The 20,597-nt window shown below is 69.0% G+C and carries 15 protein-coding genes; 3 read left to right on the top strand and 12 right to left on the bottom strand.

The window, feature by feature from the left end:
* Positions 1 to 178: 178 nt before the first annotated feature.
* Positions 179 to 1,675: a glycoside hydrolase family 9 protein gene (locus ABZ345_RS05290; RefSeq protein WP_359843179.1), complete on the top strand. Its 1,497-nt coding sequence runs from the start codon at positions 179 to 181 to the stop codon at positions 1,673 to 1,675.
* Positions 1,676 to 1,688: 13 nt separating this feature from the next.
* On the opposite strand, the gene ABZ345_RS05285 is transcribed toward ABZ345_RS05290, so the two are convergent.
* From ABZ345_RS05285 to ABZ345_RS05240, 10 genes are all read right to left on the bottom strand, one after another.
* Positions 1,689 to 4,682 (bottom strand): NEW3 domain-containing protein, encoded by a 2,994-nt coding sequence (locus ABZ345_RS05285; protein WP_359843177.1) that lies wholly within the window; start codon positions 4,680 to 4,682, stop codon positions 1,689 to 1,691.
* A gap of 78 nt (positions 4,683 to 4,760) precedes the next feature.
* Positions 4,761 to 4,988 (bottom strand): hypothetical protein, encoded by a 228-nt coding sequence (locus ABZ345_RS05280; protein WP_359843175.1) that lies wholly within the window; start codon positions 4,986 to 4,988, stop codon positions 4,761 to 4,763.
* Positions 4,989 to 5,240: 252 nt separating this feature from the next.
* Positions 5,241 to 5,921, bottom strand: a complete 681-nt coding sequence (locus tag ABZ345_RS05275) for a TetR/AcrR family transcriptional regulator (protein WP_359843173.1) — start codon at positions 5,919 to 5,921, stop codon at positions 5,241 to 5,243.
* Positions 5,922 to 5,940: 19 nt separating this feature from the next.
* Positions 5,941 to 7,809 (bottom strand): DNRLRE domain-containing protein, encoded by a 1,869-nt coding sequence (locus ABZ345_RS05270; protein ID WP_359843171.1) that lies wholly within the window; start codon positions 7,807 to 7,809, stop codon positions 5,941 to 5,943.
* Between the two features lie 5 nt (positions 7,810 to 7,814).
* Positions 7,815 to 8,267, bottom strand: coding sequence for a hypothetical protein (locus ABZ345_RS05265; protein ID WP_359843169.1), 453 nt, complete (start codon positions 8,265 to 8,267; stop codon positions 7,815 to 7,817).
* Complete coding sequence (locus ABZ345_RS05260; RefSeq protein WP_359843167.1) at positions 8,264 to 10,303, bottom strand: metallophosphoesterase; 2,040 nt, start codon at positions 10,301 to 10,303, stop codon at positions 8,264 to 8,266. Before ABZ345_RS05260 ends, ABZ345_RS05265 begins: the two co-directional genes overlap by 4 nt.
* A complete protein-coding gene (locus ABZ345_RS05255) occupies positions 10,303 to 11,292 on the bottom strand; it encodes a hypothetical protein (RefSeq protein WP_359843165.1) in 990 nt (329 codons plus the stop codon). Before ABZ345_RS05255 ends, ABZ345_RS05260 begins: the two co-directional genes overlap by 1 nt.
* Complete coding sequence (locus ABZ345_RS05250) at positions 11,289 to 12,566, bottom strand: alkaline phosphatase family protein (protein WP_359843163.1); 1,278 nt, start codon at positions 12,564 to 12,566, stop codon at positions 11,289 to 11,291. Before ABZ345_RS05250 ends, ABZ345_RS05255 begins: the two co-directional genes overlap by 4 nt.
* Positions 12,563 to 14,095: a glycosyltransferase family 39 protein gene (locus ABZ345_RS05245; protein ID WP_359843161.1), complete on the bottom strand. Its 1,533-nt coding sequence runs from the start codon at positions 14,093 to 14,095 to the stop codon at positions 12,563 to 12,565. The genes ABZ345_RS05250 and ABZ345_RS05245 overlap by 4 nt, the downstream gene beginning before the upstream one ends.
* Positions 14,092 to 16,395, bottom strand: coding sequence for a glycosyltransferase (locus ABZ345_RS05240; RefSeq protein ID WP_359843159.1), 2,304 nt, complete (start codon positions 16,393 to 16,395; stop codon positions 14,092 to 14,094). Before ABZ345_RS05240 ends, ABZ345_RS05245 begins: the two co-directional genes overlap by 4 nt.
* Before the next feature lie 197 nt (positions 16,396 to 16,592).
* Here ABZ345_RS05240 and ABZ345_RS05235 point away from each other — a divergent pair, with 197 nt between their 5' ends.
* Positions 16,593 to 17,978 (top strand): HAMP domain-containing sensor histidine kinase, encoded by a 1,386-nt coding sequence (locus ABZ345_RS05235; protein WP_359843157.1) that lies wholly within the window; start codon positions 16,593 to 16,595, stop codon positions 17,976 to 17,978.
* A gap of 23 nt (positions 17,979 to 18,001) precedes the next feature.
* On the top strand, positions 18,002 to 18,631 hold the full coding sequence (locus ABZ345_RS05230; protein WP_359843155.1) for a response regulator: 630 nt from the start codon (positions 18,002 to 18,004) through the stop codon (positions 18,629 to 18,631).
* Positions 18,632 to 19,193: 562 nt separating this feature from the next.
* On the opposite strand, the gene ABZ345_RS05225 is transcribed toward ABZ345_RS05230, so the two are convergent.
* Positions 19,194 to 19,460, bottom strand: coding sequence for a hypothetical protein (locus tag ABZ345_RS05225; RefSeq protein ID WP_359843153.1), 267 nt, complete (start codon positions 19,458 to 19,460; stop codon positions 19,194 to 19,196).
* An 8-nt stretch (positions 19,461 to 19,468) separates the two neighbouring features.
* Positions 19,469 to 20,362, bottom strand: a complete 894-nt coding sequence (locus tag ABZ345_RS05220) for an IS5 family transposase (RefSeq protein WP_359843151.1) — start codon at positions 20,360 to 20,362, stop codon at positions 19,469 to 19,471.
* Positions 20,363 to 20,597 lie beyond the last annotated feature (235 nt).

Here is a 20,597-nt window from a genome sequence, read left to right as displayed (position 1 = left end):
GTTGTGGTGCTTGTGTTTGCGTCTGTCTGCGCTGGTGACGATGTAGCCGTTGTGGCGTGGTATTGGGTGTTTATTGAGTGTGCTCGGCGGAGGCCGGGTCCGGGCCGGGAGGGTTTCGGAGCATCGGCCGGACTGGCGGCGCTGTGCGTGCGCAGGTTCCGAAATACACGGCGGACGCGTGCCGGAGAGAGTGTTCCAGGTCGCCGAGGCGCGCGACCTGTTCGGCCGCCTCGCCGCCGACAACGTGCGGTTCTTCCGGTCCCAGCGCGACGGCGCGAACGTCGACGGCAGCCTGTTGCGGCGCAAGCCGTCGCGTCTCGCGGACCGGGCCGCCCAGGTCTACTCCCCGCCCCGCATCGACATGGAGGCGTACACACTGCTCGACCCGGCGCTCACCCGAATCGGCGGGCCGGTCGACGTCGAGGGCGGCTGGTTCGACGCGGGCGACTTCCTGAAGTTCACCCACACCACCTCCTACGCCACCGCACAGCTCCTGCTTGCGCAACGCGACGGCACCGGCAGCGCGGACCTGGCCGACGAGGCACGCCACGGCGTCGAGCGGCTGGCGAAGATGTGGACCGGCGACGTCCTGTACGCCCAGGTCGGCATCGGCGTCGGCAACGAGACCGTGCGCACGGACCACGACGTGTGGCGCCTGCCCGAGGACGACGACAACCTCGACGCGCCGCCCGGCTCGGCCGACCACCACATCAAGCACCGGCCGGTGTTCCCGGCCAACAAGCCCGGCGAGCCGATCAGCCCGAACCTGGCCGGCCGCGTCGCCGCCGCCTTCGCGCTGTCCGCGCAGGTGAACGCGGAGTCGGACCGCGCAAGGGCGACCGAGCACCTGCGGATCGCCGCGGCGATCTGCGCCCACGCCGACCACAGCCCCGCCGCGCTCGTCACGGCCTACCCGCCGGAGTACTACCCGGAGAGCTCGTGGCTGGACGACCTGGAGTTCGGCGCGACGGAGCTCGCCCTCGCGGCCCGTGCACTCGGCGGCTCGCGGGCACCGAACTGGACCGCCGAGGCCCAGCGGTGGGCGTCGCGGTACGTGGAGTCCGACAGCCGCGGCTCGGCTGGCATCTCGGACGTGAGCACGATGGCCCACGCCGACCTGGCCGGACTGGTCGACGGCGACCAGCGGCAGCAGCTGATCGACGACATCCGCAGGCCACTGCGGGACGCGGCGGCGATCTCCGACAGGGACCTGTTCGGGGCAGGCGTGTCCTATGTGGACTTCGACGCCGTACCGCACACGTTCGGCCTGATGATCAGCGCTCTGCACAACAAGAAGCTCACCGGGGACAGCACCTACGACGAGTTCCTGACGCGGCAACGCAACTGGGCGCTCGGCGCCAACCCGTGGGGCGTCTCGTTCGTCATCGGCGCCGGTACGACGTCGTTGCGCTGCGCCTCGCATCAGGTGGCGAACCTGACCGGTGAGGACCCGGTCGGCGCCGTGGTCAACGGCGCCAACGCGGCCAAGCACTTCGAGGAGCTGAACACGTTCCCGACGCTGCGCGCCTGCCCGGCGGACGGCGTCAATCCGCACGCCGAGTTCGACGGCAAGGGGGCGCGGTTCCTCGACAACGCCGGAGCGTGGGCGAGTGCCGAGGTGGCGATCGACTTCACCTCGATCGCGTTGCTCGCATTCACCCTCGCGGCCCGGTGACCGCTGATCCTCGCTAGCGGCTGCGCACGGTGAAGCGGTCGATCACCAACGTTCCGGCATCCAGCCGCAACCCGAGCCCCGGCGCCCACCCGGCCACCACGGCGGGATCGACCACGGCCCCGATCGGCGCGGCACGCAGCAACGTCCACCGCTTCTCGTGCTCGTGCCAGCTGGTCAGCCGGCCGTCCTGGACCACGACGGCGAGCCGGTCGCCCGGTGCCCAGGTCAGGCTCGCGCAGCAGCCGCCGGTGGCCTCGTCGCCCCGGCGGACTCCGGCCACCGTCACGTCGACACCCGCGGCCTTGCCCGCATTGTTGAACCAGGCCAGGGCGAAGTCGCGGTTTCCCGCGGCCTGGCCGAGGAACAGGCTGTCCTCGGGCGCCGAGCCCGCGAACGAGCGCGGTTCGACGATGATCGCCGTGCCGCGCGCGGCACCGGTCACCGGCGCGGCCAGCACCGAGCCGCTGCGACTGGTGGCACTGGCGGTGAGCGTGCCGTTCGTGACCCGCAACGAGGGCGGTGGCTCGGAGAACGGGCCGTCCACGCGGTAGGAGGCGAGGCGGTCGGTGTCGAACGTGTCGTCCCAGACCACGGTGGCGTAGTCGCCGGGTTCGAAGACGGTCTGAGCGGTACTCAGCGCCGAGGTCGCGCCGTCGGAGCCGGAAGCCGTTGCCAGCAACCGAATCGGCAGGCGTTCGCCGAGCGGCAGGCCGGCGGGTGCGGTGACGCGCCACCTCGTGACCAGGCTCTGGCCCGGAGCGAGCCGGGCGGCGGTGACGGGTGTCAGCGGTGTGGCGCGCCACCCGTCCGGCACGGACAGCGTGGCCCGGACGTCGCGCAACGGTTGCTGTGCCACCAGAGTCGTGGTGGTGTCGACCGTGCCGTTGCGGATCTGGAGCCGGTCCGGCAAGAGCGCCCGCAGTCCCCGGGCAGCGGGCCGGTACGAGGAGAAGGCCGTGATCCCGACCGCGCCGCCGTCGGCCCTGCGCGGCAGGATCCGCACGCGATCGGTGGTCATCGCCGGTTGCACGAGGACGCGGTTCACCTGACGTGCCACCGGTTGTGCGGGACTTCGTTGCTGGCCCGGGATGTCCCGCCATTGGCCGTCCGGTGTGCGGTACCGCAGGTCGAACGTTGCCGGCACGCGCACACCTCCGCCATCGTCGTAGAAGGTGACGCGCAGGTCGGAGATCGGTGCCGGTGCGCCGAGGTCGACTTCCAGCCAGTCCTCCGAGTTCGGGCTGCCGTACGACGTCCAGCGCGTGCCCGGCACGTCGAGGTGGAAGTCCTGGCCGTCGATCGCCTCCGTCGGCGGGTCTGCGCTGTTGCTGAACGACGCGCGGGCGGTGGGGTGACCGCTGCCGCTCACGTTCGCGAAGTCGTCGACCAGTTCGGGCAGTTCGGCGCTGGAGCGCGGTGGGATCGTCAGGCGCGCCGCGGCCGTCGTCGGCTGGGTGTGGGTGAGCTTGCCGTCGAGCCAGACGCGCAGGCCTGCGCCGCGACCGTAGTGGCTGCCGTCGCGATCCCAGACCACGGTGAGGTTGTGGCCGTGATACGGCATGTTCTCGACGGCGAAGTAGCTCCAGCCGTCCGGGACGAGTGGGGCTATCGAGACCGAGTTGCCGAGCTGTGGCCGGACGCCGAGCAGTCCGGAGAGGACGTTGTCGTTGAAGGTCGAGTGGTTGTAGTCGTCGCTGTGGCCCTTGTCGTCGTACAGCCAGCGGTTCTCGTCGGGGTGGTGCGCCTCGGCGACGTAGGGCTCGCCGTTCTTGCGCTGGGTCAACGCATATCCGCGCAGCATCGCGAGGTAGTCGTTGCGGTCGACGTAGGACTGAATCGGGTAGTCGATCAGCAGGTTCGCGAGCGCGGTCAGGGTCTGGCTGGTGGCGTACGGCCAGCTCGGACCGTTCCAGCGGCAGCACCCGACGAAGGCCTCGCGCATGAACCACGGGCTGCGCCGCTCGGCGGTCGTCGGGCCGTAGGGGGCCGCAAAGCCTTGTGGGTCAGTGAGTTGCTCCCAGGCCGCGCTGTTCCCCGCCGGTGCCATGTGGAAGTACCACGGCACGAAGCCCATCAGCTCGCGGTCCGCGAGCTTGGTGCGTCCGGGGTTGTCGTCACGCATGACGTGCTTGTAGAACTTGCCCTGCTGATCCCAGAGCCACCGTTCCTGGTTGGCCCGCAACGCGTCGGCGGCCTGGTCGAACGGGCGCGCGCCCGCCACGTCGCCACGGGCCTTGAACAACTGTGCGATCGCCCGCGCGTCGCCGTACTGGTAGGCGTTGAGCGTCGGCCGGAAGCCTTCGCCGCCGTGGTACGGATCGGGACTCTGGTAGGAGCTCGCGGTGTACTCCATCGCGTCCCACACCGGCGTCTGCCAGTACAGCCCCAGCTTCTGGTCGAACTGCGGCGACCAGCCCTGCCACTGCCGGACCAGCTCCGGCAGCCGGTCCGCGGCGAACCCGGTCCGGCCGTCGACGGCGGCACGGGCGGCCACGGCGTCGGCGGCCCAGAACGAGTACTGGTGAGCCCAGTCGGTGGTGTTCTTGTTGAGGGAGTCGGTCGCCGGCTTGGGTCCGGAACCCGAGCCACGCAGCCAGTAGTCCACGTAGTCGTCGAGATAGCGGTGGTCACGCAGCCACCGCCCCTCGTAGACGTGGTGACCCGCCGCCGCGGCGATCCCGCCGTTCGGTGCCGAGTAGCTGACGGGCCCGAGGAACTCCGACACGATCCAGCCGTCCCGCGGGCCGGTGTACTTGAGCGCCTCGCGGTAGGTGCGCCAACGGTAGTAGTAGGTGTCGCGGATCTCGCGGTCCGGAAGGTCGACGAACGGGATGTTCGCCTCGTACCAGGCCGGTTCGGGAACGTTCCCGAGCAGTTCGGCGTGGTCGAGGAAGTTCGTCCCGGCGCCGACCGGCGGATACAGGCCAGGCGCTGCCTGCGCCACCGCGGGCCAGGCGGTCGAGACCACCATTGCCGCCGCCACGAACATCGCCGTTGTCCCGCGCATCCGACCCCCCGACGTTGGGTGATGTGCAGCATTGTTGTGGGAACGCTCTCACAAGGCAAGACCTTCAAACAGATTCCATCAGGATCGAACACCTGGGCACCAGCTGCCGATCGTCTCGGCGTAGGTCGCCAGGTCCGAGCCGTGCATCGAGTACGGCATGTCCGCGAACGCGCGGCAGGTGAAGGAGTTGCCGGTCGACTCGACCAGCTGCCGCACCCGCCGCACCTCGAGGTCCGTGATCGCACCGAGCAGATTCCCGGTGTCCGGGTCGACGTGGTGGAAGTGGTGGGTGAACAGGACGGTCACCTTCGCCTGACTACGACCTGTTCCTCTGCCATGCCTGGGACGATAGGAAGGTGACCGCGACCGCCATCGTGGCTTCTGTGGTGCTCGGTGCCGGCGTCTTCGTCGGCAAGGCGACCTCGCCGGTCATCGGGGCGGCCCCCGCGCCGACCACGACGGCACGGACCCGTCGGGCATCAAGCTCGCCAACTTCGCCGACCTGGTGCCCCAACTGGCTTGGTTGGTCACGCCACTTGGATCCTCGAGCTGCCGGGACTACCCGCCGGTCGACGCTGACCTCGGTGATGGGTTGTGGATGTTCGCGTCCGACCGGGCTGATCGAGACCACCGGTCGGATAACCGCGTGCCGCCCTTCGTGCCGTCGGGCGCACCACTGTCCGCGGCGGAAGGCGCGGGGCTCCTGACCGCGTAGCCGGCAAAGCCGTGTTCGAGCAGGTCCAGCGCATCGTCCAACCCGGCGGTCTCCCAGCCCGCGCGCAGTGCCCCGATCAACGCGACCGCCGCGACGAACGGTTCGGCGGATCCGGCAGGAGCGCCGGTCTGTTCCGCCAGCACGTCGGCCAGCGCGTGTTCGTAGCGCGCCGCCATGGCGAGCTGATGGTTCCGCAGCGAGTCGCTGTCCTCCACGACGCGGTCCAGCACCCGCGCCGGATGGTGTTCTGCCCGCACCCGGCAGACCGCGGTCAGCGCCGATCTGCCCGGTGCCCGGTCGCGGATCGCCGCGACCAGGCTCTCGAACGCGGTCTCGTGTTCGTCGAAGACGAGATGTGCCTTGGTGGGGAAGTAGTTGTAGACGGTCTTGTTCGACACCTCGGCGGCGGCCGCGATCCGGGCGACGGTGACGTTCTCGAACCCGTGCTCGGTGAACAACCGGACTGCCGCCGCCGCTATTCGCGCCCGCGTGCGTTGCTTCTTGCCCTCGTTGACGCCTCTCACGGCGCTCCGTTCCCGGGCACTAGTGACAGCTCCTGGACCCGGAGTCGGTGAACGGCGTGGTGGGGTCGGCCACGAAGGTCCAGTCGTAGCCGGTGGGACGCATGGTCAGCTTCATGACGCCGAAGATGTTGCTCTTGTGCGTCTGGCTGTTGGGCTCGATGGTGCCGAAGCCGGTGAAGAACGACCCGGCGGTGCCCACGATGATCTCCTGGATGCCGTTCGCGTTGTCCAGCGCGCCGGACGGGTTCTGCGGTGCGAACCGTTCGTAGCTGTGCGCGTGGCCGGTCAGCAGCAGGTCTACGCCGGCCGCGTACATCGTGTCGACCAGCGGTGCGGTGTCCGGGAACGCGAAGCTGTTCGAGCTCCAGCGCGGCCGGTGGAACAGGGCCGCGGTGCACTGCTTCGGGTTCGCCGCCAGGTCGGCCGCCAGCCACTGCTGCTGGGGTGAGCCGGCCGCGCAGCCGCTGCCGCCGCTGATGCGGGTGCACTCGGAGTTGAGCACGACGACGTGCCACTCGCCGATGTTGAAGCTGTACCAGCCGTCGCAGTTCTTCGTGCAGCCCGGTTGCAGTGGTGTGGCGGCGTTGCCGAAGTACGTGAAGTAGCCGCCCGCGCCGGTCGTGCCGTACTCGTGGTTGCCGACGACCGGGCGGGTGATCGTCTTCAGACGACCCCACGACGGGTCGTAGCTGGCGTTGAAGTTCGCCAGCGACCCGCTGTTGTACTGCTCGTCGCCCAGCATGAACACCGCTGCCGGCGAGATGCCCAGCGCGATGTCGGAGACCGCCTTCATGCGGCACGCGGTCGCGGTTCCGTTGCCCCCGTTGAAGTTGGCGTCGTCGGGTGCACAGGCGGCGTCACCGGCGACCACGACGACCGGACTTCCAGGCGGTGGCGGAGGCGGCGCCGCCTCGAACACGATCTCCGGCTTGTTCGTGCCCTCACGACTGTCCAACGACCGCGACGAGGTGCTGGCCGTGGTCAGCGCGAACGAGTACAGGCCGTTGGCGGTGACCTTGGAGGTGACGTCGTAGGAGACCCACGAGCCTGCGGTCAGCGCCCCGGACGAGCCGAGTTGGGCACCGATGGATGGCGCGTTGTTGTACGTGACACCGGTTTCGGACCAGGCGGTGTCGGCGACCGCGGACAGCAGTACGGGCGTGGAGCCGGTCGTCTGGCTGAACACCCGCAGTGTCGCCTTGGTCGGCGGCGCGGTGAGGCCGGTGACGTTGAACCTCAGGTAGGCGTTGGTGACGGGCGATCCGTCGACGCGCAGCACGGTCGACGTGCCGAAGTTCGTGCTGGGCTGATCTGCCTGTACATAGGTGTCGGCGGGCCCTGCCGGGGGCGGCGGGGGAGGTGGTCCCGCGTCCTCCAGCACGAGTTGCGGCTTGTTGGCTCCCTCGCGGCTGTCGAACGTCCGCGACGCCGTGCTCGTCGTGGTCAGTGCGAACGAGTACGACCCGTTGGCGGTGACGCTGGAGGTGACGTCGTAGGAGAGCCACGTGCCCACGGTGACCGCGTTCGAGCCGAGTGCCGCGCCGATCGCGGGTGCGTTGCCGTAGTTGATGCCGCTCTCGGTCCAGGTGTTGTCGGCGACCGCTGACAACGTGACCGCGGTGGAGCTGCCCGTCGCGTTGACCCACACGCGCACGGTCGCCTTGCTGGGTGCGGCGGTGAGTCCGGTGACGGCGAACCGCAGGAAGCCGTTCGTCACGGGTGATCCGTCGACGCGAAGGCCGGTCGACGTCCCGAAGTTCACCGAAGGCTGGTCGGCCTGGACGTAGGAGTCGGCGACCGGCTGGAGCGTGGTGCTCGCGGCCGCCACGGGTGCCGCGAGCACCACGAGTCCGAGGATCGGCACGGCCAGCAGAGGTAGTCGTCTCATGGCCGTCACTCCTCGTTGTCCAGGATCTCGTCGATGTGGTCCAGAGCGGCGGAACGCAACGCCGCGCCCTCGTCCATCTGCTGCCGCATCTTCGCGAGGTCACCGGCCGCACACGCCTGTGCCGCCCGCACGAACTCGGCCATGCCCGCGTCCACCGGGGCTCGCAGCTTCACCTCCGGCACGATCGGACCGAACCCCATCTGCCACGTGGCGACCGTGAGGCGGGCACACACGGCACGGGACGGAGCGGTGAGGTTTCGGGCCGCCTGCAGTGCGTCGTTCAGCTCGATCTGCCGCTTCTCCCTGTTCTTGAACCACCGCTGCACCAAGGGGTTCTCCCCGGGACTGACGTGCTGCCGCGCCGCCACCGGCGCCGGTGCCTGCGGTAGGGCCGAGGCGGCCGATCCACAGCACATGGCGGCGACGGCGGCGATCGTGATCGAGGTTCTGATGCTCATTTCACCGAACACCTTCCTGTGCCGGAGTCTCCTGTCTGCGCACCGGGTTCGGCGGCGAATCGCCAGTCGTACCCGTCCGGGCGCAACGTCATGCCGAGCACGCCGTACACGCCCTCGATCCGGCTCTCACTGCCCTGTGCGAGAGTCCGGATCCGGTAATGGCTGTCGCCGCCGGTGCCGACGACGAACTGGCGGACGCCGCCTGCCGCGTCGACGGTCCCGTCCGGCCGCAGCGGTGCGAACCGTTCGTAGTCGTGGTCGTGGCCCGTCAGCACGACGTCGACCCCGGCGTCGTAGAGGGCGCGCCAGAAGGCGTCGTAGTTCGGATTGTTGCCGTGCGTGCCGGACGACCACCGCGGCTGGTGGAAGTACGCCAGGGTGCACTTCACGGGATGCGCGGCGAGGTCCGCGCGCAGCCACTGCTCCTGAGGCGAACCGCCACCGCAGCCGCCGATCCGCTCGCACTCCGAGTTCAGCGCGATCATGTGCCAGCTCCCGAGGTCGTAGCTGTAGTAGCCGGCCTCGCGATCGCCCGCCGCCGTACCGAAGTAGTCGAAGTACCCCTTCGCGCCGGACGTGCCGTACTCGTGGTTGCCGACAACGGGGTACGAGATGTCCTTGAAACGACCCCAGGTCCGGCCGTACCCCTGCTGGTAGCGCACCAGGCTCCCGTTCGGGTACTGGTTGTCCCCCAACGGAAGCACCGCGTCAGGTTGCATAGCGTCGGCGAGGTCCGCGGTGGTCTTCTCCTGGCATGGTCGTGGTTGGTCGGCCTCCTCGTCGCTGAAACCCTCCGGGTCTGGCGGGCACGCGATGTCACCTGCCGCCGCGATGGTGACCGACGCGTCCGAACGCACGGGCTTCGCGCCGAGGTAGTACTGGGTCTGCTGCATCGGCGGGGTGTTGTGGTGCGCAGTGGACGACGGAGAGGTGCCGGGGGCGTCCGCCGCGAGCACGCTGACCATGCAGGAGGCGCTCAGCGTCGCGAGCGCTACCCGCCCTCTGCGGCGCAGGAGCAGCAGCACCACCAGCCCGGCCAGCCCACCACCGACGACGAACGGACCGGAGGCGCCGCCCGCGGAGTCCGCCGAGCTCGAGTCGTCGGCGAGCGGCCCGAGCTCCGGCGCGGTCGTCGAGGTGAGCTGGTGGAGCACGGCGAGGTACCTGTCGCCGTAGTTGACACTCGGCTCCACGTGCGAGTTCTCGCTGAACTCGTTCCAGCTGATCAGCCCGAGCGCGTCGGGCGAGGACCGGACAGCGTTGTCGTACTGCCGGCGCAACGTCTCCCCGTCACGCCGGTCCACGACACGGGTTCCGCCGATCATCCTGGCGTCGAAACCCGGTGCGAACGGCGCGAACCAGAGGCCGCGGTGCTCGTGCACGGCGTCGCTCATCGCCCTTAGCTTGGCCGCGGCGCTGGTGTCGCGCTGCGGGTCCATCGACGACCAGTAGTAGGCGTTGCCGTCGACGACGTCCGCGACGCGCTCGTAATCCTCGGCGCTCTTCTCCGAACCGAGCACGAGCAGCTTGTCCCGCACCGGTGCGCCCGCACGGGCGATGTCCTCGGCCGAGAACTTCCACGTGCCGGACCAGATCACGACGGGTTTGCCGAACGCGGAGAACACCGGGTCCGTGCCGTAGCGGTCGCGGAACAGCCGGAGGTCGTCGGCGACGTGGTCGACGGTGAGCGGGTTGCGCTGGAAGTCCAGTGCCTCGTAGATGATGGCGAGCCGGAAGTCCTCAGCACGCGCGACGGCGGCCAGCGTCTGCAGCCTGAAGTCGTTGGCGGGGCTCGACTTCCAGCTCACGATGAAGCCCGTGATGCCGGCACCCTTGGCTTGCCGGATGTGCTCGCGCATGATGCGCGAGTCGTCGCTGGTGTAGCGGCCGAGCGCGGGGTGGTCGGACTTCGCGCGGTCCCAGGAGGTCTTGTCGAACCAGATGTAGTAGTAGGCGAACATCGGCTGCGCCGGCTGGGCGGCGGCGGAGACCGGCGTCAGAAAGAAGATCACGAGGATCACGGTGACCAGTCTCATCAGCCGGCCTCGTCCCGGTGTGCGCGCAGACGGCGCCTGCCCAGCAGGAACAGGCCGGTGAAGACCAGCAGCGCCAGCACCACGACGACCACCATGTCCACATAGGACAGAACGCGCAGGTCGACGTGCTGGCCGCGGGACAGCGCGATCTCCTGCGAGCCGGTGTACCCCGCCGCCGACACGTCGACGCTGTAGTTGCCGCGGGCCAGGTTGTCCACGGCCACCACGCCGTCCTGTCCCACGGCCAGGCTCTCGGTCCGGCCGTCCGGATACTTCAGCGCCACGTCGGCGTTCATGGCGTTGCCGAAGAACAGATCCCTGACCTGGAACCGCACCGAGCGCAGCAACACGACGAACGTCGCCGAGGTCGCGCGGGCGGGCACGATCCGCTGCTCGCCCGCGTTGACGACGTTCGCACCGTCGATCTCGACGCTCTGCAGGTAGTAGGTGACCTCCTTGCCGACCGCGGCCGTGCCTTCCTGCACCGGCCGGACCGCCGTCAGCGGTATCTCCTGCACGCCGCGCAGTGTGTGCGTCTGGCCGGAGTCGCTGCGCAGGGTGAGTGCGCTGACGCGCGATGGCGGGACCGGGTTGTGAGCTTGGTCGACGAAGTCGTACCGCACCCGCCTCGTCGACTGGAACGCGACCTGCAACCGCCGGTTGTGCTTCATCGCCAGATCGGTCAGCACCGGGGTGAAGCCCAGGTCGCGCTCTCCCTGCCCGAACCAGCGGACGAAGTCGATGGACCCGTCGGCCAGGTCGAGGTTCGGAGTGGTCAGCTCGAGGCGGTGCGCGTCGCCGTTGCGGGGCAACGTGAGCCGCACCGCACCCCTCGTGTCGGGTATGACCTGCTGGCCGTCCAGGACGAACCGGGCGGCCGGCATCGGTGGCACGGTGATGATCTCCAGCGTTCGCTCGGACGGGGCCGCCTGTGCTGCCGGTACGGGCACCATCGCGAGCGTGATCAATGCCGTGAGGACGGTTCTCATCGCTTCCGCCTCCTGACCGCGATCGGGACCACGACGCACGCGGCCGCCGCCAGCAGGGCCGAGGCGTAGGCGAGGTAGACGACGAGCCGGACCCGGCCGGTGGGCGCGTCGGCCTGCCGCGTGGTGCCGACCAGTTCCGGTGGGCGGGGCGGTGCGGCGAAGTCGAAGGCGCTGGACAGGCTCGCCGCGGCGGCGTCACGGGATCCCAGCGGAGCGAGTTTCCAGTTGTCCTCGACGAACTTCAGCACGGACGTGTAGTCGGCCTGGGTGTGGTCGACGTGCCCGCGCCGCGCGTAGGCGCTCATCAGCAGCGCGGGCACGCGGAAGCCGTAGCCGTGCTCGTCGACCTTTGGCGGCGCCACGTGGTCGTAGAAGCCGCCCCAGCCGTCGTAGGTGAGCAGGAACGCCGAGTTCGACCAGTAGCGGCTGCGCGCCAGCTCCGACGTCATGGTCTGGACGAGGCTCTGACCCGCCTGGATGCGGCTCGGCGGGTTCTCGCTGGACCCGGACGACACGACGTAGGCGAGAGCGGGCAGGGTGCCCGCGTCGAGGTCGCGGTAGTACTCGCCGAGATCGACGATCCTGCTCGCCAGCTCGGGGTTGCCGGTGAAGCGCTTGAAGTTCAGCAACGGCACCTTGGTCGCCTCACCGGCGCCCTTCGGGTCGTAGTGCTCGACGTAGAACTTCCACGGCACTCCCCGTTCTTGCAGCCGATCGAAGATCGTCGGGATGTCGCCGTAGCCGCCGGGCGGCACCTGTTCGCCGCCCGTGGGCGTCGGCACGCCCGCCACCCAGTAGAAGTGGTTGAGCCTGCTGCCGGCCAGCGCCGAGCTGAAGAACCTGTCGAACAGGGTGAACCTGTCCGCGATGTTCCAGTAGTACGGCAGGTCGGCGCCGTCGTAGTGGCCCATCGCGTTCGTGCCGTCGCGGCCGTTCTTGCGGAAGGCCTCGACGAAGCCGTTCATCTTGCCGCCGTTGTACTGCGCGCGTTGCGTCGCGGGGCGGTGGTCGAGATCGGACGGCGACTGGTCGCCGAGCCGGAACGGTTTCACACACCGGTCGGGGCTCAGGTTGTCGGTGCTGTGCGGCATGCAGACGTCCGCCGGGATGCCGTCCGCGCCGGGATAGGTGCCGAAGTAGCTGTCGAACGAGTGGTTCGACTGCATCATCACGACGAAGTGCTCGATGGGCGTGGTGGTGGCCTGCTGCCCGGCCACCGCCATGCCGGGCTGCCCCAGCACCAGCAGCCCGGCGACCAGCAGATGGCGGATCATGGCCGCACCTCGTAGACGATGATCACCGGCGTGCTGACGCCGCTGACGTCGAGTGTCTCGGTGTGCAGCGCGACGCCGTGGTACTTCTCGACGTACCCCATCAGCTGCTGCGAGAAGAACGGCGCGCGACTCGCGGAGTAGGCGTCCCACACGACGTAGGAGAGGGCGCCCTCTCTCAGTTGGCGGTCGGGGTTGTCGATCGGTTCGTAGGAGGGGTTGCGCTGCAACGGGTTGGTGCTCACCGACAACGCGTAGGCCCTGCGGTTGCCGTAGAACCGGACCAGGTTCGCCATCGTCGGTCCGAGGGTCATCACGGTGCCGCCCTGCGGGAGGTTCGCCTTGATCCACTGACCTGCCTCGCGTCCGGTGGGCACGCCACCCGACCCCGCGAGGTACGTCGCCGAGGGCGCCGGGTTGACGGCGAGCCAGCTCGGCACGATCAGGCTCAGCAGGACGACCGCGACCAGCGCCGCGTGCAAGTACCGCTGCGGAAGGGAGATCCGCGTCATGGCGCGTGCGGCGAGCAGCGCGACTGCCGGTGCGGTGAGCAGCAGGTACTGGTATCCCTTGACCGGCCACACCTCGAAGAACCCGAGTGGCACGAGAATCCAGCACGCCAGCAGCACCTCGCGCCAGCTGTTCTGGCGCCGCAGGAACCAGAATCCGCCGGCGGCGAGCAGCAGGACAGCCGGTCCGAAGGAGGGCAGAACCTCCACTCCGTAGAACGCGAGGCTGTGGTTGGCGCGCCGGAACAGTTGCCACAACAGGTAGTTCTGGCCGGTGCTGGTGCGTCCGGAGAACAGCAGGGACACGGGATACGCCGCCACTATGACGAGTGCGACACCGGCGCTGAGAAGAATCGTGCGCGACGGCACCCGGATCTCGCGGCGCAGCAGGAAGAATGCGACCACGGCGAACAGCAGGATGACCGCGATCTCCTTGGTCAGCACGGCAAGACCGATCGCGGCGGCGGCCAAGTGGAGCCAGCGTCCGTTGCGGTCGATGCAGTACCGTGTCACGCAGTAGAACATCAGCACGGCGAAGAACGTCTGCGGTCCGTCGAGCAGCACCTGGCGTGTCACGATCACGTGGTAGGGCATCACGGCGAGGATCGAGGCGGCGACGAGACCTGCTTCCCGGTTGTACAGCCGGTTTCCGAGCAGATACACCAGGACGATCGTGCCGAGTCCGAACACGACGGACAGCAGCCGAGCACCGAGGTCGGAGACACCGCCGAGGAATCCCACCGACAGCAGCGTCTGGAACAGCAGCGGGTGCGCGCGGAAGATCGGGAACAACGAAGAGAGAGTGTCGTCGCCCGCGATGCTCGCGGCCTGGCCGGCGTACACGGCCTCGTCGCTGTTGAAGCCGATGGCGTCGAGCGCCCACACCCTCAACACGCCACCCACCACCAGAACGACGGTCATCACGTGGGCCGGTCGCGGCCGGAAGTGCTTTTCCGGCAAGGCAACGATGGCCGCCGACTCCTCCTCGACTACCACCGTTGACCGCGACCCGAACCAGGTCATACCCAACCCCCGGTCGTGGCGTCAGCGTCGACGAGGTCCGGGATCAGGTCCGCCCAGGTGAAGTCGGGAGTGGACAGCCAGCGTGCCCGCACCCTGCCGATCGCGGACTCGAGGATCATCCTCTCCTTGCGGCGCAACGCGAGGTGGTCGTCCTCGCCGATCACGATAGACGGCGCGAGCTGCCGGAACGGCGGGAACTGGTAGGCGTCCTCGGTGTTCGCGAGCAGCGTCGCCATCGACTCGTCCACCGGCAGTTCGCCCATCCCGAACGCGCCGCGTTCGATGATGAAGAGCTCACTCGCCTTCGTCTCCGAGATGATCTCGCACGGCAGCAGCCGGTCGACCGCGTACTTGGGCGGCGGCACCACCCGCTGGGTGAACGCGTTCACGCCCATGATCGGCAGGTTGAGCTGGCTCAGCACGAGCGCGAACTGCCGGCCTTCCTTGGAGTGCAGCCTGCTCTGCAACCGCAATCTGCGCCATTCCTTCGGGCTGAGCTCGTGCGACTCGACCGCGCGCAGCGTGTGATGGCTGATCGTCAACGGCTTGGGGAAGCAGCCGACACGTCCGTCCGGATAGAGGATCGTCATGTCGTCGGACAGGAACTTGGCGTTGTGCTCCCGGACGAGCCGCAGCACCGTGCCGGTCTTGCCGGTGTCGGTTCTCGCCGAGATCAGGACGCCGACCCCGTCCAGCTCGACGCACGCCGAGTGCAGCAGCATGACTCCGCGGGACACGGCCACGAACCGCAGCAACGCTTCGAGGATGTTGGTGTAGACGACGTGCGGCGAGCGAGCCAGGGAGTGGGACACGACGACCGTGATGGGGTCGCCGAGCCCGACCCGGAAGTTCGCGCCGAGCCTGCCGAGGTGTTCGCGGTAGCCGATGGCGGGTGGGGTGGTGAGGTGGGTGAACACCGCACGGGACAGCGGTCTGCGGTCGCCGACCGCGCCGACCCGGATCTGGATCTCCGTGTCGTGGCCCAGCCATTGCGACCGGAAGTACTCCAGCTCCGGCAGCTGCACCTGCGAGCCAATGGTGACGAGGCCGGGAATGGCGTAGCGGAACGGGAGGTAACGGCTCGGCAACGCACTGTGGCGGTGGCCGTTCGTGCGCTGGAGGGGCAGCACGGGCTCGTACGGGATGTTGACGACGACACGCATGGGCTCGCGTGGCTGTTCGACCGCATCCGGCGTGGGCTCGCCGCGACCGTAGATCGCGGAGTCCGCCACGACGAAACGGACCAGGAACAGCAGGCCCAGCGTGAGCGCGTTGGCCAGGAGCACGCCGACCCCCGCTCCGTCGACCAGGAAGGCGAGCAGCGGCAGCCGCAGCACCAGCGCGGCGTGGTTGAGCAGGAAGAACCTCACCCCGCGTGATCTGGCGGTGCCCGGCTTGTTCCGGCGGTACAGCAGGAGCTCGGTGAGTGCGAAGAGCCAGAACGTGGAGGCCTCGGTCGCCAGCACGGCGGCGAGCAGGTAGTGCACCTGGAACACCTGCAGGTGCAGCAACCAGAGCACGGCGGTGTTCACCACGAGCCCGGACAGTCCGATGAGTCCGAAGGCGACCGCGCGCCCGAACCACGCACCGGGCGAGGTCATCGCCGAGCGGGCCGCCTGCTGCAGGAGCAACGACCCCCTCAGCCGCGCCAGGTGCCCGGCGAAGACGAGTCCGCGGCGGGCGAACCCGGCGCGGTCACCCGCTTGGCGGGGCTGCCGGTGGTAGGGCACTTCGGCCATCCGCAACCGCGGGTGACGAACCAGCAACTCCATCAGCACGCGGAACCCGTTGGGCCGCAATCGGTCGACGTCGACCGCCGCGCGCCGGACCGCGAAGAACCCGCTGGTCGGGTCCGTGGGCTGGGCGAGTTTGCGGGGGAAGACAGCTTTGGCGAGGGCGTTCTTGATGTTGCCCGCCGGTGCTCGGGTGGCGATCACGAGATCGACGTCCCTGGACCGGCCGACCTCGGCGAGCGAGGGCGCGAGCTCGGGCGGGTGCTGCAGGTCGCCGTCCATCACGACGATCCACCTGCCGAGTGCGGCACGCATCCCGGCGAGCACGGCGCCCACGGGGCCGCCGTGGCGCTCACCGGGCGGGCGGTGCACCAGCCGAACCGGGAACGGGGCGTCCTCGGCGCCGGTGCGCACCGCCGTGGACGTCGTGTCGTCGCTGTCGTCGGCGAACACGATCTCCACAGTGGACCTCCCGATGACGCTCTCCAGACGTCTCAGGACCTCACCGACGTTCTGACATTCGTTCCGGGTGGGAATGACGATGCTGACGTCGAAGGCCTGGTTCATGGCCACCCCTCTGCGATCCGGCCGAGTCCTGAACGGACGGTGAACATCCGGGGGTAGCGTGCGGTTCTCGCCCGCCTCGTCGCATCGCCAATTTTGCTTAGGGCCCAAGTGCTCTAGCTGCGGCGTAACACTCACGGTGGTGTCGCCGATTTGATGAACACAAGCTGAACGCCGAATACGACGTGTGGACCGCCGCCATGCAGCACTCCGTATTTCCGCGCGCCCGCTGGGTGATCACGCGACCACGTACCGTGTACGCCGAGGCGACCTTTTTCGCGATCGGCCTGATGTTGTTGTGGTGGCAGGGAGATCGGCTGGACCACATGTGGACGGACGCCGCGGGCGACGTCTTCACCTTGCTGGCGCTGGCATCAGCCTGCGTCGCGACCGCGGCGGCGATCGTGGCGCGGATGATTCCCCGGTCCGTCGGCGAGACGGGCCGGCGGCTGGCAGGTCCGCTCGTGTTCTACGGCGTGATCATGATTCCGGCGACCGTCTTCGACCTGCCGAACGGGCTCGAACCCGCCATCGCGATCAGCGGATTCGTGGCCAGCGGCCTGTTCCTGGCGTTGATGACCTGGGCGCTCTGCCCGGACCTCTACTCCGGCATCCGATGGCCCACGGCCGTTGTCCTCGCGGTGGGAGTCACCGTCGTTGCCGGAGTCGTGGCACAGGTGGTCCCGGTCGCCGCGAACGGGCGAGGGCCGGCACTCGCCACCGTCGTCGTGGTCCTCGGCTGGTTCGTCGTGGCCGCGGCATTCGTCGTGGTAGGCGCGATGCGGCAGCAGCCGGTCACGTGGAGGGTGGGCTTCGGACTGACGGTGATCGCCCTGGCCCACGTCGACAAGCTCGCGCTCAGGCCGGAGCTCGCCAAGCCCGACCTCGACTTCGGTGTGCTGCGGCTGGTCGGACTCCTGCTCGTGCTCACCACCCTGGCCCGGCCCGCGCTGCGTGCGATGCACGAGGTGGGCGACCACGCCGAACGCCTCGCCGCGGCCGAGCGGGTGGCGCGTGAGCTGGCCAGTGACGCCGCCGAGCGCAACCACGAGATCCGCAACCTCGTCTCCGGTCTCTCCGGAGTCAGCCACGTGCTCGGCGAACGGACCCCGCTCGGCTCGGCCGTGCACGCGGAGCTGGAACGCGTGCGGTACCTGCTCGGTCACGCGGCGTCCCAGGACGGCGTCGTGCACCTGGCGCCGTTGCTCAGGAGGCTCGCCGCGTTGCACCGGGCGCGGGGCACCGCCATCGAGCTGCGGGTGGAGGAGAGCCTGCGGACCGCCATGCCCGCGCCCGAGCTCGCGCAGGTCGTGACGAACCTGCTGGTCAACTGCGAGCGGCACGCCGCGGGCTCGCAGGTGCGCATTCTCGCGGGCGCACACGGTGACCGGGTGTGGATTGAGGTGTCAGACGACGGACCCGGCTACCGGCCCAACGGGCACCGGGGGATAGGGCTGCGGGTGTGCACCCGTCTGCTGTCGGAGCACGGCGGCACGCTGGGGATCGGCTCGGACGGGGACGGGCGGGGTTGTGTCGCGCTGCTCCACCTGCCCGGTGCCTCGGTCAGGGCCGCCGAGGCGGGCTGATGGTGGCCCGGACCGTGCTGGTGGTGGACGATCACCCACTGATTCGAACCACGTTGGTGATGGCGTTGCGCTCTCAGGGCTTCGACGCGTTCCACGTGCCCGTCGCGCCTACTGAGGCCATCGTCGCCGAGGTCCGCGGACGAGAGCCGGGCCTGGCGTTGCTCGACCTGGATCTGGGTGAGGGTGCGGAGAGCGGTGCCGAACTCGTCATGCCGTTGCGGTCCCTGGGCTGGTCCGTGCTGATCGTGACCGGTAGCCGCGACCGCTACGTACTCGCGAAGGCCGTGGCGCAGGGTGCTGTCGGCTGGGTGAGCAAGACCGACTCGTTCGAACACCTGCTGGCCGTCACCGTGGCCGCGGCGGCGGGGCGTGAGGTGCTCAGCCCGGCCGCGCGGTCGGAGCTGGTCACCCTCTATCGGCAGCTGCGCTCCAGGCGCGACGAGCTCGAGAAACGCCTCGGCAGGCTGAGCACCCGGGAACGTCAGGTGCTCGACCGCCTGGCCGCGGGCGTCCAGGCGGCGGCGGTCGCCGAGGAGTTCGGCAGCTCGCTCGCCACCGTGCGAGCGCAGATCAGATCCGTGCTCACCAAGCTGGAGGTCGGCACCCAGCTGGCCGCCGTGGCGCTGGTCAACGAGGCGAAGACGCTCAGTTGACCGCTTTCAGCCGGCCTGCCAGGAGCCGTACGCAGCCGCCATGGTCACCACCCAGCCAGCACCGAGCGCGTGACCCGCATGACGCCCGATGCATGAGCCGGGGAATCGTCGGCGGCCGGACGGGCGCGGTGTCGAGGGCCAAGATGGCAGGACTTGATGCAATGGGTCCGCTCCCGTGCAGGCCTTGGCGGATCGCCTGGCCTCAGCGCCTGGTTCGCACGACTCGGCGGGGGTCGATTCGCCTCTACTCGGCGCGGGTGGTCCGCGATGGCACAGCGATCGTCACGGTGGTCGCGTCGACAGACCTGGCGACATACGAGGCTGCGCGGAGACGGCGACGGCGGGAACCGCCTTGCTCGCCGCGATGGTGGTTGTCGGGTCCTGCTTCGTGCTGCACTTCGCGGTATCGCGGGCATTGCGGCCTGTGCGTGCAATGAGTGTGCAGTCCGCCGCGTGGGCTGCCGAGGCCGGCCAGACCGGTTCGGCCGACATCAGCGCTACGAGGAGCTCGACAGTCTGGCCCGGACACCTCGACGGTGTGCTCGACCGCCTGGCTGCCGTGCTACGCCATGAACGGCAACTGCCGGCCGGGCTGTCCCACGAGGACTGGTGGCGATCCGCGTCGCGGCGGAGTCCATGTCGGACATCGAATGGACAGCGTCCGTTCACGCGCCCACCACACCCCGAACACGATGGCCAGCAGGTCGCCGGTCCGGACATCGGTGTAGAGGGTCCCGGTCACGCTGAGCACGACGACCGCGAGCCAGTGCACGATCGGCGTGTACCGCTGCAACCGCATCTGCCAGGCCAGGACGGCGAGCAGTACCACGGTGAAGATCAGCGAGGTTGGTCGCCGGAGAGTTCTCGGGTTAGGCGGCGGGTCATGATCGTGACGGTGGCCCACCACACCATGGCTTCGTGGTGTTCTGGTCGGCGTTCGTAGTCCCGGACGAGGCGTCGATGGCGGGTCAGCCAGCCGAACGTCCTCTCGACGACCCATCTGCGGGGCTGTACCACGAAGCCCTTGATGTCGTCGGTGCGTTTGACAACGGTGAGTGTCAGGCACAGCACGGCTTTGGCCCACGTGACGAGGCGTCCGGCGTAGCCGCTGTCGGCCCAGACCAGGGTGATGGTGGAGAAGTGTTCGCGCAGCAGTGCCAGCAGCCGGTGGGCGCTGTCGCGGTCTTGCATGCCGCCGGAGGCGACGGTCACCATTAGCAGGAGTCCGAGGCAGTCAGTGGCAATGTTTCTCTTACGCCCCTTGGTTTTCTTCCCCGCGTCATGGCCGGCGCCGTCGGCTGCCACGGTGTCGGCACCGCGCACGGTCTGGGCGTCGATGACCGCTGCGGTAGGCAACTCGGCCCGGCCACAGGCGATCCGGATGCGTCCCCGCAACCGGTCGACCAGACGCTGCGGCAGGCCCCGTTCGCTCCACCGTTCGAAGAACGCATACAGCGCTTCCCAGGGCGGGAAGTCGACCGGCAACGCCCGCCACTCGATGCCATAGCGGGTCAGATAGCCGATCGCGTCCACCATCGCACGCAGGTCATGCTTCATTGGCGCTCCGGCAGGGCTCTTGCGCAACTCGGCCATGACCGCCCGCGCTTGCGGCTCCAACACCTGCCACTGCTCATCGGTCAGATCAGACGGATACCGACGTGTCCGGTCACGACATGCGCAACCAGACACGCCACAACTCGCCTTCGCGGCCTCAACACGGTAGACAGACATCCTGGGGCTTTTGGTGATCAAGTTGGTGGTACATCTCGATTACCAGAAGCCCCACCTTCATGCCCTCACGCTCACGACCAACCCACACCATTCGCCAACAGACTCCTAAGGAGGAAGTCGTGCGAGTTCTTTTCTCGTCATCGCCGGGGCTTGGCCACCTGTTTCCGATGATCCCGCTCGCCTGGGCACTGCGGACCGGGGGTCACGACGTGCTGGTCGCCAGCACCGGTGACGT

It is taken from the genome of Lentzea sp. NPDC005914 (assembly GCF_040629405.1).
Taxonomy (GTDB): Bacteria; Actinomycetota; Actinomycetes; order Mycobacteriales; family Pseudonocardiaceae; genus Lentzea.
Note: the sequence above shows the minus strand (reverse complement) of the source record. Positions and strands in the feature narration are given on the sequence as shown.

Bases quoted from the DNA above. Each gene is read 5' to 3' on its own strand.
- ABZ345_RS05285 (WP_359843177.1), bottom strand. From the start codon at position 4,682: ATGCGCGGGACAACGGCGATGTTCGTGGCGGCGGCAATGGTGGTCTCG.
- ABZ345_RS05270 (WP_359843171.1), bottom strand. From the start codon at position 7,809: ATGAGACGACTACCTCTGCTGGCCGTGCCGATCCTCGGACTCGTGGTG.
- ABZ345_RS05265 (WP_359843169.1), bottom strand. From the start codon at position 8,267: ATGAGCATCAGAACCTCGATCACGATCGCCGCCGTCGCCGCCATGTGC.
- ABZ345_RS05260 (WP_359843167.1), bottom strand. From the start codon at position 10,303: ATGAGACTGGTCACCGTGATCCTCGTGATCTTCTTTCTGACGCCGGTC.
- ABZ345_RS05255 (WP_359843165.1), bottom strand. From the start codon at position 11,292: ATGAGAACCGTCCTCACGGCATTGATCACGCTCGCGATGGTGCCCGTA.
- ABZ345_RS05250 (WP_359843163.1), bottom strand. From the start codon at position 12,566: ATGATCCGCCATCTGCTGGTCGCCGGGCTGCTGGTGCTGGGGCAGCCC.
- ABZ345_RS05245 (WP_359843161.1), bottom strand. From the start codon at position 14,095: ATGACCTGGTTCGGGTCGCGGTCAACGGTGGTAGTCGAGGAGGAGTCG.
- ABZ345_RS05240 (WP_359843159.1), bottom strand. From the start codon at position 16,395: ATGAACCAGGCCTTCGACGTCAGCATCGTCATTCCCACCCGGAACGAA.
- ABZ345_RS05235 (WP_359843157.1), top strand. From the start codon at position 16,593: ATGCAGCACTCCGTATTTCCGCGCGCCCGCTGGGTGATCACGCGACCA.
- ABZ345_RS05220 (WP_359843151.1), bottom strand. From the start codon at position 20,362: ATGTCTGTCTACCGTGTTGAGGCCGCGAAGGCGAGTTGTGGCGTGTCT.